Genomic DNA, 23,996 nt, shown 5'->3' with positions numbered 1-23,996 from the left:
TAACGCTATGAACGAAGGCGCCCTCGTGGCGCCTTTTTCATGAGCGTCAGTCCTGTGCCAACTACCTTTTCTTACCCCCCAGCAACGACCCCATCAACCCGCGCACCAGTTGCCGCCCCAGCTGATTGGCCGCCTGGCGCACCGCCGATTTGATCGCCTGCCCCGCCGCACTCTGCAAGAAGTCCCCCGCCTTGTCGGCAAAGCTCTCCTCATCCGCCTTTGGCTGCGGCGCCGGTTCCACGGCCTCGCCCTTGCGCTGGGTCAGCATTTCATAAGCCGACTCACGGTCCACCGGCTTGTCATAGCGCCCCGCCAGCGGCGAAGCGGCAATCAGCGCACTGCGTTCAGCCGCAGACAATGGCCCGATGCGCGACTGCGGCGGCGCAACCAGCACCCGCTGCACCATGGCCGGCGTGCCCTTCTCTTCCAGCGTACCCACCAGCGCCTCGCCAATCCCCAGTTCGGTCAACACCGCCAGGGTGTCGAACGCCGGGTTGGGGCGAAAGCCATCGGCCACCGCTCGCAACGACTTCTGCTCCTTGGCGGTAAAGGCCCGCAAGCCATGCTGAATGCGCAAGCCCAGCTGGGCCAACACCGCATCCGGCAGGTCGCCGGGCGACTGGGTAACGAAGTACACCCCCACACCCTTGGATCGAATGAGCCGCACCACCTGCTCCAGCCGGTCCTGCAACGCCTTGGGCGTGCCGTTGAACAGCAAGTGCGCTTCATCGAAGAACAATGCCAGCACCGGTTTGTCGGCATCCCCACGTTCGGGCAACTGCTCGAACAACTCCGCCAACAGCCACAACAGGAAGGTGGCGTAAACCTTGGGCGCTTCGTGCACCAACCGGCTGGCATCGAGCAGGTGGATGCGCCCACGGCCATCCGGGTCCGGCCGTAGCAGGTCTTCAAGCTGTAATGCCGGCTCACCGAACAGTGCCTCGGCGCCCTGCTGCTCCAGGGTCGCCAGCCGCCGCAACAACGCCTGGGTTGAGGCAGTGGTCATCAGCGCGCTGTCTTCGCCCAGCAGTTGCGGGTTGTCCTTGAGGTGCGCGAGCAGCGCCTTGAGGTCTTTCAGGTCCAGCAGCAACAGGCCCTCGCGGTCGGCAACCTTGAAGGCGGCGTACAGCGCGGCTTGCTGGCTGTCGGTCAGCTCCAGCAGGTTGCCCAGCAGCAGCGGCCCCATCTCACTGAGCGTGGTGCGCAAGGGGTGGCCGGACTGCCCCGCTATATCCCACAAGCTCACGGGATAGGCCCGAGGCGTATGCCCCAGCCAGGGCATGCCGGCGATGCGCTCGGCCACCTTGCCCTGTGGCGCACCGGCAGCCCCCAGGCCACAGAGGTCACCTTTGACGTCGGCCGCGAACACGGCCACCCCTGCGTCACTGAACACTTCCGCCAGGTGCTGCAGGGTGACGGTCTTACCCGTGCCCGTTGCACCTGCCACCAGACCGTGACGGTTGGCCAGCCGCATCGCTTGCCCGACTGGCTGGCCATCCGGGCCAGCGCCTACAACGATGGTCGAAGATTCCGACATCTCATTAATCCTCTGCTCAAGCTTTAGCTTAATTCGGCCGATACCTTTGGGTGATATTCGCCTTAATAGAGAGGAACAACCGAAAAGGGATATTTCGGGATGTTGCACTGCCTTGCGCTCCTCCGGAGCGAACGCCTGATATAACACCTTAGCGGAACCGATTACGCCATGAACAAAAGCCTTCGTTTCAGCCACAAGATTCTTTTGGCCGCATCACTGATCGTGATGCTCGCCTTCAGCCTTTTCACCCTCTACAACGATTACCTCCAGCGTAATGCGATCCGCGAGGACCTGGAAAACTATCTGGCTGAAATGGGCGCCTCCACGTCGACCAACATTCGTAACCTGTTCGAAGGCCGTATCAAACTGGTAGAGAACCTGGCGCAGAACATTGCCCAGGACCCGACCAACGCCGAAACACTGATGGGCCAGAATGCCCTGATTTCCAGCTTTCTTACCGTTTACCTGGGCAAAACCGACGGCGGCTTCAGCGTACGCCCGGACGCCAAGATGCCCGATGGCTACGACCCGCGCACCCGCCCCTGGTACAAGGACGGCATGAATGCGACAGGCGCGACCCTGACCGAGCCATACATCGACATGACCACCAACAAGATGGTCATTGGCATCCTCAGCAAGGTGTCCAGCAGTGTCGGCGTGGTGGGTGGCGACCTGGCCCTGGACGGCCTGGTGCAGATCATCAACTCGCTGAACTTCGGCGGCATGGGCTACGCCTTCCTGGTCAACGATCAGGGCAAGATCCTGGTGCACCCGGACAAAGACCTGGTGATGAAGTCGCTGTCGGACCTGTTCCCGCAGCACACGCCGAAACTGACCGGTGAACTGACCGAAGTGCAGAGCGATGGCCAGGCCCGCCTGCTGACCTTCACCCCGATCACCGGCCTGCCGGCGGCCAACTGGTACATCGGCCTGTCGGTGGACAAGGACAAGGCTTTCTCGATGCTCAGCACCTTCCGCACCTCGGCGGTGATCGCCACGGTGGTAGCGGTGGTGATCATCATCGGCCTGCTGGGCCTGCTGATCCGCGTGTTGATGCAGCCGCTGCACACCATGACGCGCGCCATGGAAGACATTGCTGAAGGTGAAGGCGACCTGACCAAGCGCTTGCGCATTCACAACCACGACGAGTTCGGCATCCTCGGTAACGCCTTCAACCGGTTCGTAGAGCGTATTCACAGCAGCATCCGCGAAGTGTCCTCGGCCACCGAGCAGGTCAACGAAGTGGCCCTGCGTGTGATCAGTGCTTCGAATTCGTCGATGACCAACTCCGACGAGCAGTCCAACCGTACCAACAGCGTGGCAGCCGCCATCAACGAACTGGGTGCCGCCGCCCAGGAAATTGCCGGCAACGCTGCCCAGGCTTCACAGCATGCAAGCTCCGCGCGCCTGTTGGCCGAGGAAGGCCAGCAAGTGGTCGAGCGCAACATTGCCGCGATGAACCGCCTGTCCGATCTGATCGTCACGTCCAGCGAGCATATCGAAACGCTGAACAGCAAGACCGTGAACATCGGCCAGATCCTCGAAGTGATCACCAGCATTTCCCAGCAGACCAACCTGCTGGCGCTGAACGCCGCTATCGAGGCGGCCCGCGCCGGTGAAGCCGGGCGTGGCTTTGCCGTGGTCGCCGATGAAGTACGCAACCTGGCGCACCGCACCCAGGAATCGGCGCAACAAGTGCAGACCATGATCGAAGAGCTGCAAGTCGGTGCCCGTGAGTCGGTCGAGACCATGGACCAGAGCCAGCGTCACAGCCAGGACAGCGTGCAGATCGCCAACCAGGCCGGTGAGCGGCTGGACAGCGTGACGGTGCGCATTGGCGAGATCGACGGCATGAACCAGTCCGTGGCCACGGCTACCGAAGAGCAGACCGCCGTGGTCGAGGCCATCAACATGGACATCAACGAGATCAACATGCTCAACCAGGAAGGCGTGGAGAACCTGCAGGCCACCCTGCGCGCCTGTTCCGACCTGGAGCAGCAGGCTGGTCGCCTTAAACATCTGGTGGGCAGCTTCCGCATCTAAGCACGTACCGCGTCGCCTGCTTCGCGGGCTCGCCCGCTCCCACAAGGGATAACACAGGCCTCAAGGCCTGCGCAGTCCCTGTGGGAGCGGGCGAGCCCGCGAAGAAACCAACACCGCTCCCCAACCCTGCCCCGCCCAACCCCGATCGAACAAACTATCCTTCTGAAAGGTCAACCTTTAGGCGCGTCATCGCCGGCCCGTTACCGCCGGATGACAGACCCGAAGACGATCCCGGAGGGATGCTGATCGTGCACATCGCCGACATCACCATGTTCTACGCCCCGGCCAGCGGTGGCGTACGTACCTATCTTGATGCCAAACACCGCCGCCTCGACGCCATCCACGGCGTACGCCATAGCCTGTTGATTCCCGGTGCCAGCGCCCGGCATGCCGATGGCATCTTTCAGGTACCCGCCCCACCCCTGCCGTTTGGCAAGGGCTACCGGTTTCCGGTACGCCTGGCCCCTTGGTGCAAGACGCTGCGCACGCTCAAACCCGACCTGATCGAAGTCGGCGACCCCTACCTGACCGCTTGGGCGGCACTGGAGGCAAGGCGCCAACTGGATGTGCCGGTGATCGGCTTCTACCATTCCGACCTGCCGTTGCTGGTCAGCAACCGCATGGGCAACTGGTTCACGCCCAATGTCGAAGCCTACGTGAGCAAGCTGTACGGCAATTTCGACCGGGTGCTGGCGCCCAGCCAGGTCATGGCCGACAAACTGCGCCGCCTGGGCATACGCGACGTGCATGTGCAACGCCTGGGCGTGGACCTGGCCACGTTCAACCCCGACCAGCGCGACCCCCACTTGCGTGCGCAGCTGGGCATTGCCGACACCAGCCGCCTGTTGATTTACGCCGGCCGCGGGTCGCGGGAAAAGAACCTGCCGGTGCTGCTCGACTGCATGCAGCAGCTCGGCGCCCCCTACCACCTGGTGTTGGTAGGTTCGAACATGCCCGCCAACGTGCCACACAACGTCAGCGTCATCGACCACTTCTGCCCGGCTGCAGAGGTGGCCCGGCTGATGGCCAGCGCCGACCTGCTGGTGCACGCAGGCGACCAGGAAACGTTCGGCCTGGTCATTCTCGAAGCCATGGCCAGTGCTACACCGGTGGTGGCCGTGCGCGCGGGTGCCTTTGGTGAAATCATCAATGATCAGTGCGGCCTCCTGTGCCGCGCCAACGATGGCCGCGCCATGGCAACCGCTGTGCGCGAAGCGTTCGAGGCTGGCGTAGGCAAGCTGGGGGCGCAGGCCCGTCGGCATGTAGAACAGCATTACTCGTGGGACAACGTGGTCGCGGGCCTGCTCCAGCACTACCAGGCCGTGCTCGGTTATCAGCCACAGGTGCGTGCCCATGCCTGAGCCTTCCTCCAGCCACCGCAGCCTCATGCTGGTACTGCATGATGTAGCCCCGGAAACCTGGCCGGACTACGAGCCGTTCGTAGAAGCCGTCGACGCGCTGGGCAATGTGCCCATGACATGGCTGGTGGTCCCGGACTTCCATCGGCGCAATCCGCTGCACCTGGCGCCCTCGTTCTGCCGTCTGCTGGACAAACGCCTGGCCAACGGGGACGAACTGGCGCTGCACGGCTACGCCCATGCGGACGAAGGGCCGCCACCGCGCAGGCCCATCGATTACTTCATGCGGCGCATTTATACCCATGAGGGCGAGTTCTACAGCCTTGATGAAGCCGAAGCACTTACCCGCCTGCAGGAGGGCCTGGCACTGTTCGAGGGCCAAGGTTGGCCTGTGGCAGGGTTTGTCGCACCGGCCTGGCTCATGAGCCAGGGCACTCGGCAAGCGTTGCGTCGCCTGCCGCTGAAGTACACCAGCACACCACAGCATCTGTACCGTTTGCCTGACTTCATCCCTATCGATGCACCGGGCCTTGTCTGGAGCGCCCGCAGTGCATGGCGTCGCACGTTGTCCCGCGTGCTGTGCGACTGGCAATGCCGTCGCTGGAAAGGCGCGACCACATTACGCCTGGGGCTGCACCCGGTAGACATGCGCCATCGATCGTCCCGCGACTATTGGCTGCGAACACTGGAACAACTGCTGAAGGATGGCCGCGAACCGCTGACCAAATCGGCCTGGCTGGAGCGCCAGGTGGCAGCATGAACCGCTGGGCCTTGCTGATGCTGGCATTGTTGGGCGCAGCACTGGTGCCAGCGCTGTTGGGAGGTAGCCAGCTGCTTCCCAGACTAAGCCGGTTCGACCCGCAACTGCTGCTCATATTGTTTGGCATGATTCTGTCGTGCTGGGTCATCAACACGCTGCGCTTGCGCTTGTTGCTGGGTGAGCAGGCAAAACAGTTAAGCCACGCACGCAGCCTCGGCGTGGTCATGGCCACGGAGTTTGCCATCTGCACGACCCCCGGTGGCAGTGGCGGGCCATTGACCCTGATGGCCCTGCTGGCGCGTCACCGCATCGGCCCGGCACGCAGCGGCGCCGTGTTCGCCATGGACCAGCTGAACGATCTGGCGTTCTTCTTCTGCGCAATGCTCGCGATAGCCGGCTACGCCTTGTTCCACAGCCTGGGCCGCAGCCAGGAAAGCATGCTGCTGGGCAGTGCACTGCTGCTCTGCACGGCACTGGCCGGGGTGATCGGGCTGTTGCGCTACCGGCGCACGGTAATGCGCATGAACGGCAGGCTGCTGCAGCGCTTGGGCGTAGGCCAGCCGCGCCAGCGCCGCTGGGCGCGCAAACTGCTGCACTTCATCGAAGCACTGGCGCAGACCTGGCGCCTGCCCAAACGCACCCTGAGCCTGGTATTCACCCTGACCTGCGTCCACTGGGGCCTGCGCTACAGCGTGCTGTACCTGGTATTGAGAGGATTGGGTGTGGACCTGGCATGGATCCCCAGCTTTCTGGTGCAGATGCTATCGCTCAGTGCCGGCCAGTTCAGCCTGTTGCCTGGAGGGGCGGGTGCCGCCGAGTTGACGTCGGCCAGCCTGCTGACGCCCTTGGTGGGCAGTTCGACCGCAGCGGCGGCGATCCTGATATGGCGGGCGGTTACTTACTACTTTTATCTGCTGGCGGGTGGGCCGGTGTTTGTGTGCCTGCTGGCGCGTCCGTTGCTGGAGCGCTGGCGGCGTCAGGCGGGTTGAGCTGCTGCCACAATTCGGCGGCGCCGGGGAAGTCGGTGCCGTCAGTGTCATCCATGGCTTCGGGGTCGTAGCGGGCCAGGCAGCCTTCGCCGAGGGTGGGCGGGGGTGAAGCAGTGGGGGTGTTACGTTGCTTGGTCATCGCATATCACTCAAGAATGCAGGGGGCACTTCGTGCCCCATTCGCCGGCAAGCCAGCTCCCACAATGACCGCATCGACCCCAAGCCATGTGCAATCCCTGTGGGAGCTGGCTTGCCGGCGATGGGCTGCAAAGCAGCCCCCTACATCTTCAATCAAAAACGACCGTCTTGTTGCCATGCACCAGCACCCGGTCTTCCAGGTGATAACGCAGGCCACGGGCCAGCACCATCTTTTCGACATCGCGACCAAAGCGGACCATGTCTTCGATGCTGTCGGCATGGCTGACGCGTACCACGTCCTGCTCGATGATCGGGCCGGCGTCCAGCTCTTCGGTAACGTAGTGGCAGGTCGCACCGATCAGCTTCACGCCACGCAGAGCGGCCTGATGGTAAGGCTTGGCACCGACGAACGACGGCAAGAAGCTGTGGTGAATGTTGATCACCTTCTCGGCATAGTCCTGGCACAGTTGCGGCGGCAGGATTTGCATATAGCGGGCCAGCACTACCACGTCGGCAGCATGCTCATTGACCAGGCGCGACACTTCGGCAAAGGCCGGGGCCTTGTCCTTGGGGTCGACCGGTACATGGAAGAACGGAATACCGTGCCACTCGACCATGCTGCGCAGGTCGTTGTGGTTGGAGATCACGCAGGGGATCTCGCAGTCCAGCTCGTCTGTATGCCAGCGATGCAGCAGGTCGGCCAGGCAGTGCGACTCGCGGCTGGCCATCAGCACCACGCGCTTTTTCTGCGCCGAGTCGGTAATGCGCCAGGTCATGGAGAACTCTTCGGCAATGGGCGCAAACGCCTCGCGGAAGGCTTCGATACCGAACGGCAGCGATTCGGCGCGGATTTCATGGCGCATGAAGAACCAGCCGCTGTGCTCATCAGAGTGGTGGCTGGCCTCGTTGATCCAGCCATTGTACAAGGCCAGGAAATTACTGACTTTCGCCACGATGCCTACGCGGTCGGGGCAGGCGATCACCAGACGATAGGTGCGCATGAATGAGACTCCAGAACTTCGCAAAGGCGCCTATTCTAGCGGCCCGACAGAAAAAACGCAGTATTGATCGCAGCCGCGTGGGTCAATGCTGGCCTGCAAACGCAGCAGCGCGCCTTGTCTGACAGACATGACGAAATAGCGGGCCTTTATGTAAATTTTTGTTCACCTGGAGAAATGTTGTCACAGCTTAATTAACAGTTAATTGCCCAATAGCATGTTTACTTGCGACTATCGCCTGTCTATTATTGCCCCACACATTTCTGAACACGCATTAAGGAACACTCCATGTCCCTGATCAACGAGTACCGCGCCACCGAAGAAGCCATCAAGGAACTTCAGGCCCGCCTGGCCAACCTGTCGCAGGATGACAAGCTGAAGAAAGAACTGGAGTTCGAAGGCAAACTGCGCGCACTGATGGGCGAGTACTCCAAGTCGCTGCGCGACGTGATTGCCCTGCTCGACCCAGAGTCGAAACTGAGCAAGGCACCTCGTGGTGCGGTCAAGGCTGTTGCCACCAAGCGTGCACGCAAGGTCAAGCAATACAAAAACCCGCACAACGGTGAAGTGATCGAAACCAAGGGCGGCAACCACAAAACCCTGAAAGAGTGGAAAGCCACTTGGGGTGGCGATGTGGTTGAAAGCTGGGCGACCCTGCTGGACTGATTGTCCAACTACGCCTTTTGCTTATCGCAACAAAAACGCCGGCACATCGCCGGCGTTTTTGTTTGTCTGGTGATCAGCCAACTGCAAATTGTGCCTGCAATTGCCTGGCATGCACTTGCCAAGCCTCCAGCACACGCCGGCCCGCTTCGTCAGCGCCCTCCCAGGCTTGCTGGCGCGCCTGCTCAAAGTCACCCAGCGTATTCGGTGCCCCCCATCGCGGGTCGCTCAGGCGCTGCTGGCAGAAGCCATGCCAGCGCTGGCGTTCTTCGCTATTCAAGGTATCGGGGAAGTTGCGTGCCCGATAGCGGAACAACAGTTCCGGTAAGCGCGGATCATCGAACATCCAGTGCCCATGGCTCAACTGCGCCGGTTCCAGCGCACGAACTTGCTCGCATAAGCGCCGGTCACGGTCGCCAATAAAACCATCGTACAATTGCTGTTCCGGGTCCTCGCTCGGGGCAAACTCATCCTTGCCATAGATGTGCTCCAGCTTGTCTTGCCATTGCGCCTGTTGATTGGCCAGCTGTTCACCGCGCAATTGTAACAACGTCAAGTCCAGGCCCAATCGCTGTTGATCGACCGGGCGCAATACCGACAACGGCGCCAGTACCGGGCAGCGATTGATCTGCACCAGTTTGAGCGGTACCGGTAATTCCCCCTCGGCCAATTCATCATGCCGGGTGTACAAACGCTGGCGCAAAACTTCAGCACTTTCCCGTAGTAACGGTAGGGTTTCCTGATGCAGGTCGCACACAATCAGTGCATTGCGATTACGCGGGTGCCAGGCCAGTGGCAATACGATACCCAGGTAACTACGCGCCGCCGAAAAGCGCCCGGATATATGCACCAGCGGCTGTAACAAACGGATTTGCTCCATCACTTTATGCTTACTGCGTAACTGGAACAGCCAGTCATACAATTTTGGCTGCTTCTGCCGAATCAGGCGGGCCAGGGCAATGGTTGCCCGTACGTCGGAAAGCGCTTCGTGGGCATGCCCGTGATCAATGCCATTGGCCTTGCTCAGCAGCTCCAGGCGCAGGCTGGTGCGGCCGTCCTGCTGCGGCCATTCAATACCGTCCGGGCGCAGGGCATAGGCAGTACGCACGATATCGATCAGGTCCCAGCGGCTGTTGCCGCCCTGCCACTCACGGGCATAAGGGTCGAAAAAATTGCGGTACAGACTGTAGCGGGTCACTTCATCGTCAAAGCGCAGGGTGTTGTAGCCGGCACCACAGGTGCCCGGTTGAGCCAGCTGTGCATGCACCCGGGTCATGAACTCGGCTTCGCACAGCCCCTGCTCGGCCAGCAGCTGTGGCGTGATACCTGTCACCAGGCAAGCGGCCGGATGCGGCAGGATATCGTCAGAGGGCCGGCAATAAAGGCTGATCGGCTCGTCAACCTCGTTGAGGTCAAAGTCTGTGCGTACACCGGCCACCTGCAGTGGGCGGTCGCAGCGCGGGTTGATGCCGGTGGTTTCGTAGTCGTGCCAGAAAATGCTGGAGGTCACGGGGTCGTCCTGTATCGAGGTCGACCCGATTCTAGCGCAGCCTCAGACCGAAGCGTTGGCGGGGTGGAAACTGAAGTAATCACGCAACGAATGCACGAACTCGTCGTATTCGCGCGGGGCCTGCAGCAGCATGAAGCCCGAATCATAGTGCCCGGGCGTCTGGTCTTCGCGGCACCACAGGCAACTGGCGGTGAGGTTGACGAACTGATGCCCCCCGCCGACCAACGGCATGCGCAGTTGCAGCTCGTAATCCGGCCCGACCAGCACGGGCAGCTGGCTGATGACCATCAAGCCATCTTCGGAGGCATTGCCTAGCTGGCCGATTTCCTGGTTGGTAAACCGGTTGAACACCTTGAGGACACAAGGCAGCTGATGGCGTTCGATGTGGCGCTTGTTGAACATGATCGCGAGTGTATTCCGTACCTGATGCCAGGAATACAAGGAACTGGCGGTTGTTGTAACAGCTGAGTTACAGATTAGCGCAGCACGCGCTGCAAATCTCGTAAAATAAACCACACCTTGGTGTTAGCGCCAAGGTACGGTCGTCACCGGCTTGGCCACCGCCGTTTCGCCGCCGCGCAAATGGCCCAGTTTCTCCAGCGTCTGCAGGCGGGCCTGGGCGCGATAGGCATACTCGTTGCCCGGGTACTGCTGGATCAGGTACTGATAGGTCTGCGCGGCATCCACATAAAGCGCCTGGCGCTCCAGGCATTGCCCGCGTAGCAGCGACACCTCGGGGTGGATGAATGGCCGCGCACGGCTGGTGCGGTCGACCTGCGACAGCTCCAGCATGACCCGGGCGCAATCGCCACGGTCGTAGGCACGGTAGGCATTGTTCAGGTGGTGGTCCATGGACCAGCGGGTGCAGCCGACGACGCTGGCGGCCAGGGCTAAAACGATCAGGGCTCGCATGGGGATCTCCTTTGATGCCTGTTTATCGGCCAACGCCAACAAATCTTCACAGCCTTTTGCAAGCATACCCTGCCCGTTCAAATGCCACCCTGCCTTGGTCGCAGGTAGTGCAACGGAACAATGACTACAGCGAGATTCAGGAGTAGCCTTTCGCTGCGCTTCACTATAGGAGTCTGTGCATGAGCATCCGCCGTACCAAAATCGTCGCCACCCTTGGCCCCGCCAGCAACTCGCCGGAAGTGATCGAACAGCTGATCCTCGCCGGCCTGGACGTGGCACGTCTGAACTTCTCCCACGGCACTCCGGACGAGCACAAGGCCCGCGCGCGCCTGATCCGTGACATCGCCGCCAAGAACGGCCGCCATGTAGCATTGCTGGGCGACCTGCAGGGTCCGAAGATCCGCATCGCCAAGTTCGCCAACAAGCGCATCGAATTGAAGATCGGTGACAAGTTCACCTTCTCTACCGCCCACCCGCTGACCGAAGGCAACCAGGACATCGTCGGTATCGACTACCCCGACCTGGTCAAGGACTGCGGCGTCGGTGACGAACTGCTGCTGGACGATGGCCGCGTGGTCATGCGCGTCGAAACCGCCACCGCAGATGCCCTGCACTGCGTGGTGATCATCGGTGGCCCGCTGTCGGACCACAAAGGCATCAACCGCAAAGGTGGCGGCCTGACCGCACCGGCCCTGACTGAAAAAGACAAGGCCGACATCAAGCTGGCGGCGGAAATGGACCTGGACTACCTGGCCGTGTCCTTCCCGCGTGACGCCAGCGACATGGAATACGCGCGCAAGCTGCGTGACGAAGCCGGTGGCAGCGCCTGGCTGGTGGCCAAGATCGAACGCGCCGAAGCGGTTGCCGACGACGAGACCCTCGACAAGCTGATCGCCGCCTCCGACGCGGTGATGGTTGCCCGTGGCGACCTGGGCGTGGAAATCGGCGATGCCGAGCTGATCGCCATCCAGAAGAAGATCATCCAGCACGCCCGCCGCAACAACAAAGCGGTGATCGTGGCGACCCAGATGATGGAGTCGATGATCCAGAACCCGATGCCGACCCGTGCCGAAGTGTCCGACGTGGCCAACGCCGTGCTGGACAATACCGACGCGGTGATGCTGTCGGCTGAAAGTGCTGCAGGTTCGTACCCGATCGAAGCCGTTCAGGCCATGGCCCGCATCTGCCTGGGCGCTGAAAAGCACCCGACCAGCCAGAAGTCCAGCCACCGCCTGCACACCACCTTCGAGCGCTGCGACGAAAGCATCGCCCTGGCGGCCATGTACACCGCCAACCACTTCCCGGGCGTGAAGGCGATCATCGCCCTGACCGAAAGCGGCTACACCCCGCTGATCATGTCGCGCCTGCGTTCGCACGTGCCGATCTTCGCCCTGTCGCCGCACCGCGCCACCCAGGCACGCGCCAACATGTTCCGTGGCGTGTACCCGATCGCCTTCGACCCGGCTTCGCTGCCGGCCGACAAGGTGAGCCAGGCTGCGGTCGACGAACTGCTCAAGCGTGGTTTGGTGGAGCAAGGTGACTGGGTGATCCTGACCAAGGGTGACAGCTACCACACCATCGGTGGCACCAATGGCATGAAGATTCTGCATGTCGGTGATCCGCTGGTCGGCTGATCCTGCCTGAAAGGGGGCCGCTTTGCGGCCCTTCGCGGGCAAGCCCGCTCCCACAAGGACCGCGCAGGCTCAGGTCTGATGCAATTCTGTGGGAGCTGGCTTGCCGGCGATGAGGCCAGCCCAGGCAACATAAATGCCTCAGGCATGTTCAACGAATTCATCAGCAAACACCTGCCCCCGCGGCACCCCGGCAATGAACAGCCGCCGCGCAAACCGCTCGACACTCCCCGGCGCCCCACACACCAGGGCCACCGTCTGCCGTGACGCCAGCCGCAACCCGGCCAGCGCTTGCTCCACATGTTCCGCCATCACCAACTCGGTAGTCACACCTGCCATTCCCTGCAACGGCCCAGCCAGATAATGCCCGGCGCTGTCCCCCGCCACATGCAGCACCCGAATCTCGCCGCGATGCCCCTGTCGCACCGCCTCGCGCAGGATGCCCCACAACGGCGCAAGCCCGGTGCCCGCTGCCAGCAGCCATAGAGGCCGGTCCTGCCAGTCCGGATCGTAATGCAACGCCCCGCCTCTGAACTCACCCAGGCGCAGCACATCATCCACCCGCAAGCCACGGGCCTTGTCGCAGAAAGCGCCAGGGCGCTGGCAATCGATGTGGAACTCCAGAAAGTCCTCTTCCCCCGGCAGGCTGGCCAGCGAATACGGCCGCGCTACCGAACCATTCCACAACACCACATGCTGCCCCGCCTGGTAACGCACGGCCCGCTCAGGCCGCAGCCGCACGCGCAATACATCACCGAACCAATCCAGCGCACAGACTTGGGCCGGCACGCCATCGCGCTGCGGGTCGAACAGCGCCACTTGCAGGTCCTCGACCACCCGGCACTGGCAGGCCAGGCGCCAGCCCATGGCATGCTTGTCCAGCGCCAGGGCCTCGGGCAGGGCATCCAGCGGTTGCCCGGCAAGGCAATGCACCAGGCAGGCATGGCAACTGCCGGCGCGGCAGCTGTAAGGCACGTTGAGCCCGGCATCGTTCAAGGCATCGAGCAGGTTGCTGCCGGTTGGCACCGCCCAGCGGCGCTCGCCCACGCAAAGTTCGGGCATGGTTGGTCGTTCTCCACAAATCACAGTCCACTGTAAGCCAAGCGCGCAACGGCAGCAAAAAGGATGCCCAACCACTGCCGACCATGGTCCAGACCGGCCGCAGGTGTGCCCGGCAAGGATGCGCGCTATACTGCCGCGCCTTTTTCCGTCGGCCTGACCTGCCGGCGCCTTGCAAGGCGCTTCGACATGCTGGTCGGCACCGTCGATGCGTCTTTTTGAATGTTCCCGTCTTTAAGAGGAGCGCGCTGCATGACCGTGATCAAGCAAGACGACCTGATTCAGAGCGTCGCCGACGCCCTGCAATTCATTTCGTACTACCACCCCGTCGATTTCATCCAGGCCATGCACGAGGCCTACCTGCGTGAAGAGTCGCCCGCTGCGCGCGATTCCATCGCCCAGATCCTGATCAACTCGCGCATGTGCGCCACCGGCCACCGCCCGATCTGCCAGGACACCGGTATCGTCACCGTGTTCGTGCGCGTGGGTATGGACGTACGCTGGGACGGCGCTACCCTGAGCGTCGACGACATGATCAACGAAGGTGTGCGTCGCGCCTACAACCTGCCGGAAAACGTCCTGCGCGCTTCGATCCTGGCCGACCCGGCCGGTGCCCGCAAGAACACCAAGGACAACACACCAGCGGTCATCCACTACTCGATCGTCCCGGGCGACAAAGTGGAAGTGGACGTGGCTGCCAAAGGCGGTGGTTCCGAGAACAAGTCGAAGATGGCCATGCTCAACCCGTCCGACTCGATCGTCGACTGGGTACTGAAGACCGTCCCGACCATGGGTGCTGGCTGGTGCCCGCCTGGCATGCTCGGCATCGGCATCGGCGGTACCGCCGAGAAAGCCGCCGTCATGGCCAAGGAAGTGTTGATGGAGTCCATCGACATCCATGAGCTGAAAGCCCGTGGCCCGCAGAACCGCCTGGAAGAAATCCGTCTGGAGCTGTTCGAGAAGGTCAACCAGCTGGGCATCGGCGCCCAGGGCCTGGGTGGCCTGACCACCGTGCTCGACGTCAAGATCATGGACTACCCGACTCACGCCGCCTCGCTGCCGGTGTGCATGATCCCCAACTGCGCCGCTACCCGCCACGCCCATTTCGTGCTCGATGGCTCCGGCCCGGCCGAGCTGGAAGCACCGTCGCTGGACGCTTACCCGGAAATCGTCTGGGAAGCCGGCCCGAGCGCCCGTCGCGTCAACCTCGACGACATCACCCCGGAAGAAGTCGCCAGCTGGAAGCCGGGCGAGACCATCCTGCTCAACGGCAAGATGCTGACCGGCCGCGATGCTGCGCACAAGCGCATGGTCGAGATGCTCAACCGTGGCGAAGAGCTGCCGGTCGACCTGAAAGGCCGCTTCATCTACTACGTAGGCCCGGTCGACCCGGTCGGTGACGAAGTGGTAGGCCCAGCCGGCCCGACCACCGCCACCCGCATGGACAAGTTCACCCGCCAGATCCTTGAGCAAACCGGCCTGCTGGGCATGATCGGCAAGTCCGAGCGTGGCCCGACCGCCATCGAAGCGATCAAGGACAACAAAGCCGTCTACCTGATGGCCGTGGGTGGCGCTGCCTACCTGGTGGCCCAGGCCATCCGCAAGTCGAAGGTCCTGGCCTTCGCCGAGCTGGGCATGGAAGCGATCTACGAGTTCGAAGTCAAGGACATGCCGGTGACCGTTGCTGTAGACAGCAACGGTGAGTCGGTACACATCACTGGCCCTGCCCTGTGGCAGAGCAAGATTGCCGAGAGCCTGGCAGTCGAAGTGAAGTAAGCCTGATGTAAATGCGGTGCGTTTTTCGCGATAAAGCAGCGAAGAGCGCACTGCAGCTTTTACCGGAAGCTACCAAACGGCTCCGGCCAGTCCCTGCAGGTAAGTACCTGCCCTTCCTAGCCCTCCCTCTTCATATTGGCAGTTCCTTCAGCCAGTAGGACATCAGTTTGTCGGTGCTTTGCGTCTCATCCAGGTCTCGCCAGGCAAAGCTTGTGCGCAACGATGGGTCGTGCAGAAAGCCACGGTTACGCCAGAAGCCGTGCAATGGTTTGTAGTCTGCTGGCCGTTTCGGGTGCACGCCTGGCCGCTCGACCGCACAGAATGCGCAGTAATCAAATTCGGCCAGCTTGTGCGCGTAAGACTCACGCTCGATGAAGAAGCGCACCCCCAGGCCCTGACCACGGTATTCCGGCAGTACCAGCGACCCACCGAAGTAGTACACGCTGGCCGGGTCACGCCCTTGGGCCAGGAACGGCTGCTGGAATTCGGGGGCGACATCCACCAGTGGCAGGCCGGTGGAGGCGCCGACCACCTGGCCGTCGTCCAGCGCCAGCACCACCAGGCTGCGCCCGGAGCGCGTATAGGTAGCGAGGTAGTCGGCCTCGTATTCCGGAGTGCCGTCGTAAAGGTAGGGGAACTCGCGAAACACGCTAAGGCGCAGGCGAGCGAGGTCATCGATGTAAGGCGCGATAGCGGCGCCGTGCAACAGGCGTATTTCCATGCTTGGCGGTCGTTTTGTCGATGTGGATGACGCGCTCGGCTAAGCCGGGCTTGAGGGGAAACCCTATCATCCGTGGCAACGACCGGCCTTTTCCCTACACGACAGGTATTGTTCCATGACCGCTACCGAACTGGTAAATGCTTACTACGCCGCCTTCAACGCCGGTGACATGCAGGGGTTTCTGGCGCTACTGAGCGAGGACGTGATCCACGACATCAACCAGGGCGAGCGGGAGATGGGCAAGGCCCGGTTTGCCGCGTTCATGGACAAGATGAACCGCTGCTACCGCGAGCGCCTGGCCGACATCGTGGTGATGCAGAACGCCGATGGCAGCCGTGCGGCGGCAGAGTTCACGGTACACGGTGAATACCTGGCCGATGACGAAGGACTGCCAGCGGCCAACGGGCAGACCTATGTGCTGTCAGCGGGGGCGTTTTTCTACATTCACTGCGGCAGAATTGCCCGGGTGACCAACTACTACAACCTCAATGACTGGGTTGAGCAGGTGGGTTAAGCCTGGTTGAGCTGTGCTGCCTGCACTGGCCTAATCGCCGGCAAGCCAGCTCCCACAGGTACTCCACAGGTCTTGAAACCTTCGCTAAACCTGTGGGAGCTGGCTTGCCGGCGATTAGGTCCTATCAGGCAATACGAGTGCCCAGCACCTTGAGGAGGGCCGCCAGCCACGCAGGATGCGCTGGCCATGCCGGTGCGGTCACCAGGTTGCCATCCACATGCGCCTGGTCCACTGCAATATCAATGAACGTCCCACCCGCCAACCGCACTTCAGGCGCACACGCCGGGTACGCGCTGCATTCACGCCCTTCCAGCACACCCGCCGCCGCCAGCAATTGGGCGCCATGGCACACCGCCGCAATCGGCTTTCCAGCCTGGTCGAACGCCCGCACCAGCTCCAGCACTTTTTCATCCAGGCGCAGGTACTCTGGCGCACGGCCACCCGGGATCAACAGCGCGTCATAACTCTCGGCCCGCACGCGCACGAAGTCATAATTCAGGGCAAAGTTGTGCCCCGGCTTTTCGCTGTAGGTCTGCTCACCCTCAAAATCATGAATGGCGGTGCGTACCGTCTGCCCCGCCAGTTTTTCCGGGCACACCGCATGCACCGTATGGCCGACCATGCTCAAGGCCTGGAACGGCACCATCGCCTCGTAGTCCTCGACGTAATCACCCACCAGCATCAGGATCTTCTTCGCTGTCATCGCACCCACTCCTTCGGTTAACAGATACTGCACGATAGCCCCTGTCAGTCACGGCGGTCGAGCAGGTTGACCACCAGCCGGTCGATCCATCCCCAGATCCGCTGCTTCACCCTGCGCCACAGCGGCCGGGCATGCCAGTGGTCGAGGTCGACTTCCTCGCTCAAGGCAAAGTCACGCTCGAAGCTGGCCACCACAGCCGCCGTCAGTGGCGGGTCCAGCGCCTCGATGTTGGCTTCAAGGTTGAAGCGCAGGTTCCAGTGGTCGAAGTTGCACGAACCGACGCTGACCCAGTCGTCTACCACGGCCATCTTCAGGTGCAGGAAGCACGGCTGGTACTCGAAAATCCGCACCCCGGCACGCAGCAGCCGTGGGTAGTAGCGGTGCCCGGCGTAGCGTACCGACGGGTGGTCCGTACGTGGGCCGGTCAGCAACAGGCGCACATCAAGCCCTTTGCTGGCAGCACGGCGTAACGAACGGCGCACGCTCCAGGTCGGCAGAAAATACGGTGTGGCCAGCCATACCCGCTGCTTGCCACTGTTCAGTGCCCGCACCAACGAATGCAGGATGTCCTGGTGCTGGCGGGCGTCGGCATAGGCCACTCGCCCCATGCCTTGCCCTTGCGCAGGCAGTTTGGGCAGGCGCGGCAAGCCAAAGCCCTCGGCGGGGCGCCAGGCGGTGCGGCGGTTGTTGGCGGACCACTGGCGGTCGAACAGCAGTTGCCAGTCGGTAACCACCGGCCCCTGGATCTGCACCATCACCTCATGCCATTCGCTGGTCGCATCGCCCGGCGTCCAGAACTCGTCGGTAACACCCGTGCCGCCCACCACGGCCCAGCGTTCATCCACCAGCAGCAGTTTGCGGTGGTCGCGGTACAGGTTGCGCAGGCCGCGCTTCCAGCGCAGGCGGTTGTACCAACGCAGGTACACGCCGGCCTCCAGCAGGCGCTGGCGCAAGGCGCTGTTGAACGCCAGCGAGCCATAGTCATCGAACAGGCAGCGCACCCGTACACCGCGCCGTGCGGCCTGTTCCAACGCCTCGACCACGGCTTCGGCACACGCGCCAGCCTCGACCAGATACAACTCCAGATCGACCTGGAACTCAGCACGCACGATCGCCGTGAGCATGCGCGGAAAGAACTCGGGGCCGTCGATCAGCAGTTCGAACTGGTTGCCATCCCGCCAGGGGAAGACCGGCCCCGGCATGTCAGCGGGCGGTGAAGATCAGCACCGCGCTAACCGGCACCGATGGGTTGATGGACTTGAGCCCGGCGAGCTTGCGCAGGGTTTGCAGCCCAGGCAGCAGGCCGAAATCCTCGGCACGTAGCACCAGAGGTTCGAGGGTTACCACCTGAAAGCGTCGCTCATCCAGACGCGTGGCCAGCAGCAGGGCGTTGTAGCTGTGCGACTGGCCATGCAGGGTAACGGTAAGCGGCAGGCGCAGTTCGATCTGGGCACCGTTGGCCAGGTCGTTGATTGGCCGCAGGTCCAGTTGCGCCTGCACCTTGGCTTCGGCAAAACGCTCGACCTCGAACAGGTCGTCACGCATACGCTCGTCACGCAGCGGGATGCCGCTGCTGACCGAATCCATCTCGATACTCAAGCCGGCCGCGCCCTTGCGGTCGACCTTGCCATGCAGCACCAGAAAGCGATGCACCTCGGCCGTGTCACCGTTCTTGCCGGTAATGAACGACAGGCGCGACGATTCGCCATCGAGGTGCCAATTGGCGTGGGCGGGCAGGCACAAAGCCAGCAGCAGGGCGGGCAAAAGACGGGGCAGCTTGAACATGACAGATCTCGTGAAACCAGGCCGCCAACCTTACCCGCCCGCCTTCATGGCAGCAAGCGGCAGCCCTCGCGCGGGCCCAGCCAGGCAGCCTGGTTGCGCCGCCCCAGGCCCTCGGCAGTGATGTGTCGCTGCGAGGTGTTTTCCTCAAGCAGGCTCAGTGGCAGCCACTGTTTTACATAGCCTTGGCAATACGCCTGCTCGAAGCCCATGACGAAGCGGCACGAGCAGTATTCCTTGGCCGAGTAGGCCGAGAGGATGCCAGGGAAGTCTGCCAGGGCCTGACGCTCGTACCAGGCCCAGAACACCAGCCCTGACAACACCAGCAGCAGTACGCGCTTCATGCCCCCTCCCCGGCCAGTACCGCCAGCACTCGCTTGAGCAGTTCGTCATGCTGATAAGCGCCGTCCCGGTCATCGGCATAGCGCACGATCACCAGCTTTTGCGTGGGCAAGATGTACAGCGCCTGGCCCCAATGGCCCAGGGCGGCGAAGGTGTCTGCGGGCGCATTTGGCCAGGGCCGCGTAGCGCCGGCCAGCGGCTGGTTGAGCCACCAGTGGCCGCCTGGGTTGGCCTCTGCGGGGACAGGTTCGGCATGGGCAAACGGCGTACGGTTGAAGGCCACCCAGGCCTTGGGCAACAGTTGCCGGCCTTGCCAGCGCCCCTCGCGTTGCATCAGCAAGCCGATACGGGCCAGGTCACGGGCGCTGAGGTAGAGGTAGGAAGAGCCCACGTAGGTGCCCGCCTGGTCACGTTCCCACACCGCGCTGTCGATACCCAGCGGGGTGAATAATGCGTGCCAGGGGTAATCGGCGTACTGCCCGGCATCGAGCATGCCGCGCAGTGCGGCGGCCAGCAGGTTGCTGTCGCCACTGGAATAGAGGAACCGCTGGCCGGGGCTGGCCGTCGTACCTCGGGCTGCCGTGTAGGCGGCCATGTCTTCGTGGCCACGGGTATACAGCATGGCCACCACCGAGGACTTGAGCGGGGCGTATTCGTAGTCTTCCTGCCAGTCCAGGCCACTGGCCCAGTGCAGCAGGTCGGTCATGCGCACGCCCGGGTGGGTGCGCATGGCGGGATAGAAACGCGCGACCGGATCTTGCAACTGGAAGCGTCCCTCTCCTTGGGCCACGCCCATCAGCGTGGCGAGTACGCTTTTGCTGACCGACCAGGTCAGGTGTGCGGTGGCGGCAGTGGTGGGGGCGGCGTAGCGTTCGTGGAGGATGCGGCCGTCGCGGATGATCAGCAGGGCGTCGGTGCGGATGCCGCTGCGGTCTGGGGTGCGGGCGGGGAAGGCGTAAGTGTCGACGGCTTGCCAGTGGAGGGTGTCAGGGTCGGTCTGCCATTGCGGATCAGGCCAGTCCTCGGCCTTGGCGGGTGCCATGGCCAGGCAAAGAACCAACAACAGACCTTTCAGCATCGTGTTTCAGGCTCACAATTTTGGGGCTGCTGCGCAGCCCTTTCGCGACACAAGGCCGCTCCCACAAAAGCGAGACCTGCGCCGGCCCTTGTGGGAGCGGCCTTGTGTCGCGAAAGGGCCGCAAAGCGGCCCCAGGATTCATCGGTTCACGCAAAACTATCAGGCATTCATGACAATCCCGCAGCAGCCCAGGCTTTGTTCAGCCGCTTCTCCCGGGCCGCCGCGGCCAGCGCCATCACCCCTTGGTCCCGCTGCCAGATCTGCGCCCAATGCGCCGGCCCCGCTGCCAGTGCCGCATCAATCTCCCCCCGCAACGCCTGGAACTGCGCAAACAACCCACCCAGCAGCAAATGGCACCCCACACTGTCGGCACACTGCCGGCTGCCCTCGGCACACCCGGCCAGCAACCCAAGCAATTGCAGCCGCAACCCCTGCGGCCAGGCGCACGCCTGTCCGACGCCATATAACCAGGCCGTCAACGCCGCCAGCACATACAAGTCTTCCAGCGAGCGGAACGGTTTTACATAGGCATCCCAACCGTCACCCGCCAGCAACTCGCACGCGGCCTGCTCCAGCACCAGCCGGCCATGGCCCACTTCCGGCATCAACGGCAGGGTTGGTAGCGGCTCGAGCGTTACCCCAGGCTCCCCGGGATAGACCACCGCCAGGTTCAACTGTGGCGCCGCGCCAGCCGCCTCGCTACGCGCGGCCACCAGTAGCCACTCGGCATCCAGCCCGGCCGTGACGAAATCCTTGCTGCCCGTGAGCCGCAAGTGGTCGAGCCGCGTATGCATGTCCGCTGGCCGCACGCTACGCCGCTCGGTGGCGCACAGGGCGCCGAGGCTTGGCGGGGCACTGGGCCACAGCACGCGCAAGGCGGCCTGGTAACCCACCAGGAACGCCAGGCCCGGCGTGGCCATCGCACGCCCGCCCAACACCGCCAGTTCAAAAGGGGCAACCGGGCCGAGGCGCTCAAGCAGCGCGGCGTAGGTTTCGCCCAGGGTGCCCGCCAGCGCTTGGCGAAGCGGGTCGTTCAGTCGTTGCAACCAGGCCATGTGACGGCTCCTTGCTGGGGCTTTCTGGTCAAGGTTCTAGGGGTGTCACGCAAGCATCACCAAAGATTCACAGGGGTGACACCGCGCCTACCTAGGCTGACTTTGCACAACAAAGCCGACCGGCCGCAACCCTTCATGGCTGGCTTATGGAGACTCGCAATGACTCGGATCGCTCTCTCTGGCGACAACAGCACTGAACGCCGTCTGCAAGCCGAACGCCTGGTTGGCGCCACGGCGCTGCAAGAGGCCCAGGCCCTGCGCTACAAAGTGTTCAGCGCAGAATTCAAGGCCAAGCTCAAGGGTGCCGAGCAAGGTTTGGACATGGACGACTACGACGTGCATTGCCGCCACATTGGTGTTCGCGACCTGAGCACCGGCGAGCTGGTCGCCACCACCCGTCTGCTCGACCATCAGGCCGCCAGCAGCCTGGGCCGCTTCTACAGTGAAGAAGAATTCCGCCTGCACGGTCTGTTGCAACTGCAAGGGCCCATCCTCGAACTGGGCCGTACCTGCGTCGCCCCCGACTACCGCAACGGCGGCACCATCGCCGTGCTGTGGGGCGAACTGGCCGAAGTGCTCAACGAAGGCCGCTACAGCTACCTGATGGGCTGTGCCAGCATCCCCATGCAAGACGGCGGCGTGCAAGCCCATGCCGTGATGCAGCGCCTGCGTGACCGTTACCTGTGCACCGAGCACCTGCGCGCCGAGCCGAAGAACCCGCTGCCGAACCTGGCCCTTCCGAATAACGTCATCGCCGAAATGCCACCGTTGCTCAAGGCCTACATGCGCCTGGGCGCAAAAATTTGCGGCGAGCCGTGCTGGGACGAAGACTTCCAGGTGGCTGACGTGTTCATCCTGCTCAAGCGCGACGAACTGTGCCCGCGCTACGCGCGCCACTTCAAGGCGGCCGTCTGATGCCGAAGCTGCGGGTAATGACCCGCCTGGCTCGACTGCTGCTGGTGCTGTTGCTGGGCATGCTGATGGCCAGCCTGATCGCCCTTGGCGAACGCCTGGGCTACAAGGCCCCCATCGAACGCCGCCAGCGCTGGACCTGCCTGTTCATGAAGCGCCTGGTCGCCGCCCTGCCCTTCGACGTGCGTGTAGTGGGCGAACTGCCGCAGCGGCCGATGCTGTGGGTGAGTAACCATGTTTCCTGGACCGACATCCCCTTGCTGGGCATGCTGCTGCCACTGTCGTTCCTGTCCAAGGCCGAGGTGCGTCACTGGCCAGTAGCCGGCTGGCTGGCGGAAAAAGCCGGAACGCTGTTCATTCGACGTGGCGGTGGCGACAGCCAGCGCCTGCGTGAGCAGATTGCCGGGCAACTGGGCCTGGCCCGACCGCTGCTGATCTTCCCCGAAGGCACCACCACTAGCGGTCGCACCTTGCGCACCTTCCATGGCCGCCTGCTGGCAGGCGCCATCGACCGGGGTGTGGCGGTGCAGCCGGTGGCTATCCAGTACTTGCGCGATGGCCAGATCGACCCGATTGCGCCGTTCATTGGCGATGATGATTTGGTGTCGCACCTGATGCGCTTGTTCGCCCAGCCGCGGGGGGAGGTTTGCATTCACCTGCTGCAGCCGATTGGCAGTGTGGGCAAGGAACGGGCGGTGCTGGCGTTGCAGGCACAGCAGGCGATTCACCTGGCGTTGTTTGGGGTTGAGGAAGTCGAGCTGGCGCCACGGCGGCAAGCGCGGGCTGCCTGAGGATTTGCACTGCCAGTGCTGGCCCTTTCGCGGGTAAACCCGCGAAGAGGCCGGCACTACCAGTACAGAACTAACTGTCAGACATCCGCCCCGCCGCCGCAAACGCCTGCAACTGCGGGTAAAACTCCCGGAAGTCCGCCATCAGCGGCTCATACAGCCGCTCCAGCTCTATCATCACCCCAGCCATCCCCTCCGGCCGGGACAGCCTCCGGGCAATGCCGTTGAACACCTGCTCCAGCGTGGCAAACTCGCCATACGCCCCCAGCCAGTCATCCGCTGCCATGAACGGCGCAATCCGCGCCAGCCGCCCCGGCAGCTCGGGCTCCGCCAACAACACCCGATAAAAATCCCCGGTGAACTGCGCCAGCGGCTGCTCGGCATAGTCCTGCCAATGCCGCGCCAGGCAATGATCAAAAAACACGTCCAGCACAATACCCGCAAAGCGCCGCCGCTCGCGCGGAAAGCGCGCCAGTGCCGCCAGCACCAATGGGTGCTGGTCGGTGTAACTGTCGATATGCCGGTGCAACCGTATGGCCGCCTCCAGCGCAGGCGGGAAGCGCCCTTCCAGCGAACCTTTGACAAAGTCGCCATACAGGCTGCCAAGCAGTTGTTGCGGCGCCGGGCCGCCCAGGTGCAGGTGCGCAAGGTAGTTCATGCGCGCAGTCTAGCACCGCTCGCCCCTATATCGTCATAACGCGATATAGCGATTCGTGCTCAGCTCAGA

At 62.9% G+C, this 23,996-nt stretch carries 24 protein-coding genes and 1 pseudogene; 11 read left to right on the top strand and 14 right to left on the bottom strand.

Going from position 1 to position 23,996, the window contains the following annotated elements:
* Positions 1-61: 61 nt before the first annotated feature.
* A complete protein-coding gene (locus tag A0O30_RS05070) occupies positions 62-1,537 on the bottom strand; it encodes a helicase HerA-like domain-containing protein (RefSeq protein ID WP_105945781.1) in 1,476 nt (491 codons plus the stop codon).
* 168 nt (positions 1,538-1,705) lie between these two features.
* Here A0O30_RS05070 and A0O30_RS28160 point away from each other — a divergent pair.
* The 5 genes and pseudogenes from A0O30_RS28160 to A0O30_RS05050 form a co-directional block, all read left to right on the top strand.
* Positions 1,706-2,722, top strand: a pseudogene (locus A0O30_RS28160) (cache domain-containing protein); the annotation flags it as partial.
* Positions 2,723-2,815: 93 nt separating this feature from the next.
* Complete coding sequence (locus A0O30_RS28155; protein WP_371105072.1) at positions 2,816-3,580, top strand: methyl-accepting chemotaxis protein; 765 nt, start codon at positions 2,816-2,818, stop codon at positions 3,578-3,580.
* A 239-nt stretch (positions 3,581-3,819) separates the two neighbouring features.
* Positions 3,820-4,941, top strand: coding sequence for a glycosyltransferase family 1 protein (locus tag A0O30_RS05060; protein WP_105945779.1), 1,122 nt, complete (start codon positions 3,820-3,822; stop codon positions 4,939-4,941).
* Entirely contained in the window at positions 4,934-5,698 is a 765-nt protein-coding gene (locus A0O30_RS05055; protein WP_104833360.1) for a DUF2334 domain-containing protein, read from the top strand. Before A0O30_RS05060 ends, A0O30_RS05055 begins: the two co-directional genes overlap by 8 nt.
* A complete protein-coding gene (locus tag A0O30_RS05050; RefSeq protein WP_105945778.1) occupies positions 5,695-6,687 on the top strand; it encodes a lysylphosphatidylglycerol synthase transmembrane domain-containing protein in 993 nt (330 codons plus the stop codon). The genes A0O30_RS05055 and A0O30_RS05050 overlap by 4 nt, the downstream gene beginning before the upstream one ends.
* A gap of 287 nt (positions 6,688-6,974) precedes the next feature.
* Here A0O30_RS05050 and purU read toward each other — a convergent pair whose 3' ends face one another.
* Positions 6,975-7,826, bottom strand: a complete 852-nt coding sequence (gene purU, locus A0O30_RS05040) for a formyltetrahydrofolate deformylase (RefSeq protein ID WP_016713625.1) — start codon at positions 7,824-7,826, stop codon at positions 6,975-6,977.
* Positions 7,827-8,111: 285 nt separating this feature from the next.
* Here purU and mvaT point away from each other — a divergent pair, with 285 nt between their 5' ends.
* Positions 8,112-8,489 carry a histone-like nucleoid-structuring protein MvaT gene (gene mvaT, locus A0O30_RS05035; RefSeq protein WP_016713624.1) on the top strand — a complete coding sequence of 126 codons (378 nt, stop codon included), beginning with the start codon at positions 8,112-8,114 and terminating at the stop codon, positions 8,487-8,489.
* A 73-nt stretch (positions 8,490-8,562) separates the two neighbouring features.
* Here the strand turns inward: mvaT and sbcB are convergent, their stop codons facing one another.
* The 3 genes from sbcB to A0O30_RS05020 form a co-directional block, all read right to left on the bottom strand.
* Positions 8,563-9,996: an exodeoxyribonuclease I gene (gene sbcB / locus A0O30_RS05030; protein ID WP_105945776.1), complete on the bottom strand. Its 1,434-nt coding sequence runs from the start codon at positions 9,994-9,996 to the stop codon at positions 8,563-8,565.
* A gap of 42 nt (positions 9,997-10,038) precedes the next feature.
* Entirely contained in the window at positions 10,039-10,398 is a 360-nt protein-coding gene (locus A0O30_RS05025; RefSeq protein WP_060497981.1) for a PilZ domain-containing protein, read from the bottom strand.
* A 123-nt stretch (positions 10,399-10,521) separates the two neighbouring features.
* Entirely contained in the window at positions 10,522-10,908 is a 387-nt protein-coding gene (locus A0O30_RS05020; RefSeq protein WP_016713621.1) for a hypothetical protein, read from the bottom strand.
* A 179-nt stretch (positions 10,909-11,087) separates the two neighbouring features.
* Here A0O30_RS05020 and pyk point away from each other — a divergent pair, with 179 nt between their 5' ends.
* Complete coding sequence (gene pyk / locus A0O30_RS05015; protein ID WP_016713620.1) at positions 11,088-12,542, top strand: pyruvate kinase; 1,455 nt, start codon at positions 11,088-11,090, stop codon at positions 12,540-12,542.
* A gap of 138 nt (positions 12,543-12,680) precedes the next feature.
* Here pyk and A0O30_RS05010 read toward each other — a convergent pair whose 3' ends face one another.
* Positions 12,681-13,601: an iron-sulfur-binding ferredoxin reductase gene (locus A0O30_RS05010; RefSeq protein WP_105945775.1), complete on the bottom strand. Its 921-nt coding sequence runs from the start codon at positions 13,599-13,601 to the stop codon at positions 12,681-12,683.
* Between the two features lie 249 nt (positions 13,602-13,850).
* Between A0O30_RS05010 and A0O30_RS05005 the strand changes: the two genes are divergently transcribed.
* Positions 13,851-15,374 (top strand): fumarate hydratase, encoded by a 1,524-nt coding sequence (locus A0O30_RS05005; RefSeq protein ID WP_051098439.1) that lies wholly within the window; start codon positions 13,851-13,853, stop codon positions 15,372-15,374.
* A gap of 130 nt (positions 15,375-15,504) precedes the next feature.
* On the opposite strand, the gene A0O30_RS05000 is transcribed toward A0O30_RS05005, so the two are convergent.
* A complete protein-coding gene (locus A0O30_RS05000; RefSeq protein ID WP_105945774.1) occupies positions 15,505-16,095 on the bottom strand; it encodes a GNAT family N-acetyltransferase in 591 nt (196 codons plus the stop codon).
* A 115-nt stretch (positions 16,096-16,210) separates the two neighbouring features.
* On the opposite strand from A0O30_RS05000, the gene A0O30_RS04995 reads away from it, so the two are divergent.
* Positions 16,211-16,609 carry a nuclear transport factor 2 family protein gene (locus A0O30_RS04995; RefSeq protein WP_105945773.1) on the top strand — a complete coding sequence of 133 codons (399 nt, stop codon included), beginning with the start codon at positions 16,211-16,213 and terminating at the stop codon, positions 16,607-16,609.
* A 124-nt stretch (positions 16,610-16,733) separates the two neighbouring features.
* Here the strand turns inward: A0O30_RS04995 and A0O30_RS04990 are convergent, their stop codons facing one another.
* The 6 genes from A0O30_RS04990 to A0O30_RS04965 all read right to left on the bottom strand — a co-directional run bounded on the left by A0O30_RS04990 (position 16,734) and on the right by A0O30_RS04965 (position 21,569).
* A complete protein-coding gene (locus A0O30_RS04990) occupies positions 16,734-17,312 on the bottom strand; it encodes a DJ-1/PfpI family protein (protein ID WP_105945772.1) in 579 nt (192 codons plus the stop codon).
* A 44-nt stretch (positions 17,313-17,356) separates the two neighbouring features.
* Positions 17,357-18,514 carry a phosphatidylserine/phosphatidylglycerophosphate/cardiolipin synthase family protein gene (locus tag A0O30_RS04985; RefSeq protein ID WP_060497986.1) on the bottom strand — a complete coding sequence of 386 codons (1,158 nt, stop codon included), beginning with the start codon at positions 18,512-18,514 and terminating at the stop codon, positions 17,357-17,359.
* A 1-nt stretch (position 18,515) separates the two neighbouring features.
* Positions 18,516-19,097, bottom strand: coding sequence for a YceI family protein (locus A0O30_RS04980; RefSeq protein WP_027609142.1), 582 nt, complete (start codon positions 19,095-19,097; stop codon positions 18,516-18,518).
* Positions 19,098-19,141: 44 nt separating this feature from the next.
* Complete coding sequence (locus A0O30_RS04975) at positions 19,142-19,438, bottom strand: amidase (protein ID WP_105945771.1); 297 nt, start codon at positions 19,436-19,438, stop codon at positions 19,142-19,144.
* A complete protein-coding gene (locus tag A0O30_RS04970) occupies positions 19,435-20,514 on the bottom strand; it encodes a serine hydrolase (protein WP_105945770.1) in 1,080 nt (359 codons plus the stop codon). Before A0O30_RS04970 ends, A0O30_RS04975 begins: the two co-directional genes overlap by 4 nt.
* 167 nt (positions 20,515-20,681) lie before the next feature.
* A complete protein-coding gene (locus tag A0O30_RS04965; RefSeq protein ID WP_060497989.1) occupies positions 20,682-21,569 on the bottom strand; it encodes a hypothetical protein in 888 nt (295 codons plus the stop codon).
* Between the two features lie 159 nt (positions 21,570-21,728).
* Between A0O30_RS04965 and olsB the strand changes: the two genes are divergently transcribed.
* The gene (olsB, locus tag A0O30_RS04960) at positions 21,729-22,484 is read left to right on the top strand and encodes an L-ornithine N(alpha)-acyltransferase (protein ID WP_105945769.1); all 756 of its coding nucleotides are present in this window, start codon (positions 21,729-21,731) and stop codon (positions 22,482-22,484) included.
* Positions 22,484-23,272: a lysophospholipid acyltransferase family protein gene (locus A0O30_RS04955; protein WP_105945768.1), complete on the top strand. Its 789-nt coding sequence runs from the start codon at positions 22,484-22,486 to the stop codon at positions 23,270-23,272. The genes olsB and A0O30_RS04955 overlap by 1 nt, the downstream gene beginning before the upstream one ends.
* A 70-nt stretch (positions 23,273-23,342) precedes the next feature.
* Here A0O30_RS04955 and A0O30_RS04950 read toward each other — a convergent pair whose 3' ends face one another.
* Positions 23,343-23,927, bottom strand: a complete 585-nt coding sequence (locus tag A0O30_RS04950; RefSeq protein ID WP_105945767.1) for an ACP phosphodiesterase — start codon at positions 23,925-23,927, stop codon at positions 23,343-23,345.
* Positions 23,928-23,996: the final 69 nt, after the last annotated feature.

The organism is Pseudomonas sp. LLC-1 (genome assembly GCF_002992185.1).
In the GTDB taxonomy this organism is placed as follows: Bacteria; Pseudomonadota; Gammaproteobacteria; order Pseudomonadales; family Pseudomonadaceae; genus Aquipseudomonas; species Aquipseudomonas monteilii.
The sequence above is the reverse complement of the archived record's forward strand: the minus strand, read 5'-3'. Positions and strand labels throughout refer to the sequence as shown.

What these genes read in the sequence shown, in the direction of transcription:
- A0O30_RS04950 (WP_105945767.1), bottom strand. Translation starts at nt 23,927, where the DNA reads ATGAACTACCTTGCGCACCTGCACCTGGGCGGCCCGGCGCCGCAACAA.
- A0O30_RS04985 (WP_060497986.1), bottom strand. Translation starts at nt 18,514, where the DNA reads ATGCCGGGGCCGGTCTTCCCCTGGCGGGATGGCAACCAGTTCGAACTG.
- A0O30_RS04980 (WP_027609142.1), bottom strand. Translation starts at nt 19,097, where the DNA reads ATGTTCAAGCTGCCCCGTCTTTTGCCCGCCCTGCTGCTGGCTTTGTGC.
- A0O30_RS05025 (WP_060497981.1), bottom strand. Translation starts at nt 10,398, where the DNA reads ATGTTCAACAAGCGCCACATCGAACGCCATCAGCTGCCTTGTGTCCTC.
- purU (WP_016713625.1), bottom strand. Translation starts at nt 7,826, where the DNA reads ATGCGCACCTATCGTCTGGTGATCGCCTGCCCCGACCGCGTAGGCATC.
- A0O30_RS05010 (WP_105945775.1), bottom strand. Translation starts at nt 13,601, where the DNA reads ATGCCCGAACTTTGCGTGGGCGAGCGCCGCTGGGCGGTGCCAACCGGC.
- pyk (WP_016713620.1), top strand. Translation starts at nt 11,088, where the DNA reads ATGAGCATCCGCCGTACCAAAATCGTCGCCACCCTTGGCCCCGCCAGC.
- A0O30_RS05060 (WP_105945779.1), top strand. Translation starts at nt 3,820, where the DNA reads ATGCTGATCGTGCACATCGCCGACATCACCATGTTCTACGCCCCGGCC.
- A0O30_RS05050 (WP_105945778.1), top strand. Translation starts at nt 5,695, where the DNA reads ATGAACCGCTGGGCCTTGCTGATGCTGGCATTGTTGGGCGCAGCACTG.
- A0O30_RS05005 (WP_051098439.1), top strand. Translation starts at nt 13,851, where the DNA reads ATGACCGTGATCAAGCAAGACGACCTGATTCAGAGCGTCGCCGACGCC.
- mvaT (WP_016713624.1), top strand. Translation starts at nt 8,112, where the DNA reads ATGTCCCTGATCAACGAGTACCGCGCCACCGAAGAAGCCATCAAGGAA.
- A0O30_RS04975 (WP_105945771.1), bottom strand. Translation starts at nt 19,438, where the DNA reads ATGAAGCGCGTACTGCTGCTGGTGTTGTCAGGGCTGGTGTTCTGGGCC.
- A0O30_RS05000 (WP_105945774.1), bottom strand. Translation starts at nt 16,095, where the DNA reads ATGGAAATACGCCTGTTGCACGGCGCCGCTATCGCGCCTTACATCGAT.
- A0O30_RS04990 (WP_105945772.1), bottom strand. Translation starts at nt 17,312, where the DNA reads ATGACAGCGAAGAAGATCCTGATGCTGGTGGGTGATTACGTCGAGGAC.
- A0O30_RS04970 (WP_105945770.1), bottom strand. Translation starts at nt 20,514, where the DNA reads ATGCTGAAAGGTCTGTTGTTGGTTCTTTGCCTGGCCATGGCACCCGCC.
- A0O30_RS04995 (WP_105945773.1), top strand. Translation starts at nt 16,211, where the DNA reads ATGACCGCTACCGAACTGGTAAATGCTTACTACGCCGCCTTCAACGCC.
- A0O30_RS05070 (WP_105945781.1), bottom strand. Translation starts at nt 1,537, where the DNA reads ATGTCGGAATCTTCGACCATCGTTGTAGGCGCTGGCCCGGATGGCCAG.
- olsB (WP_105945769.1), top strand. Translation starts at nt 21,729, where the DNA reads ATGACTCGGATCGCTCTCTCTGGCGACAACAGCACTGAACGCCGTCTG.
- A0O30_RS05055 (WP_104833360.1), top strand. Translation starts at nt 4,934, where the DNA reads ATGCCTGAGCCTTCCTCCAGCCACCGCAGCCTCATGCTGGTACTGCAT.
- A0O30_RS04965 (WP_060497989.1), bottom strand. Translation starts at nt 21,569, where the DNA reads ATGGCCTGGTTGCAACGACTGAACGACCCGCTTCGCCAAGCGCTGGCG.
- A0O30_RS04955 (WP_105945768.1), top strand. Translation starts at nt 22,484, where the DNA reads ATGCCGAAGCTGCGGGTAATGACCCGCCTGGCTCGACTGCTGCTGGTG.
- A0O30_RS05020 (WP_016713621.1), bottom strand. Translation starts at nt 10,908, where the DNA reads ATGCGAGCCCTGATCGTTTTAGCCCTGGCCGCCAGCGTCGTCGGCTGC.
- A0O30_RS28155 (WP_371105072.1), top strand. Translation starts at nt 2,816, where the DNA reads ATGACCAACTCCGACGAGCAGTCCAACCGTACCAACAGCGTGGCAGCC.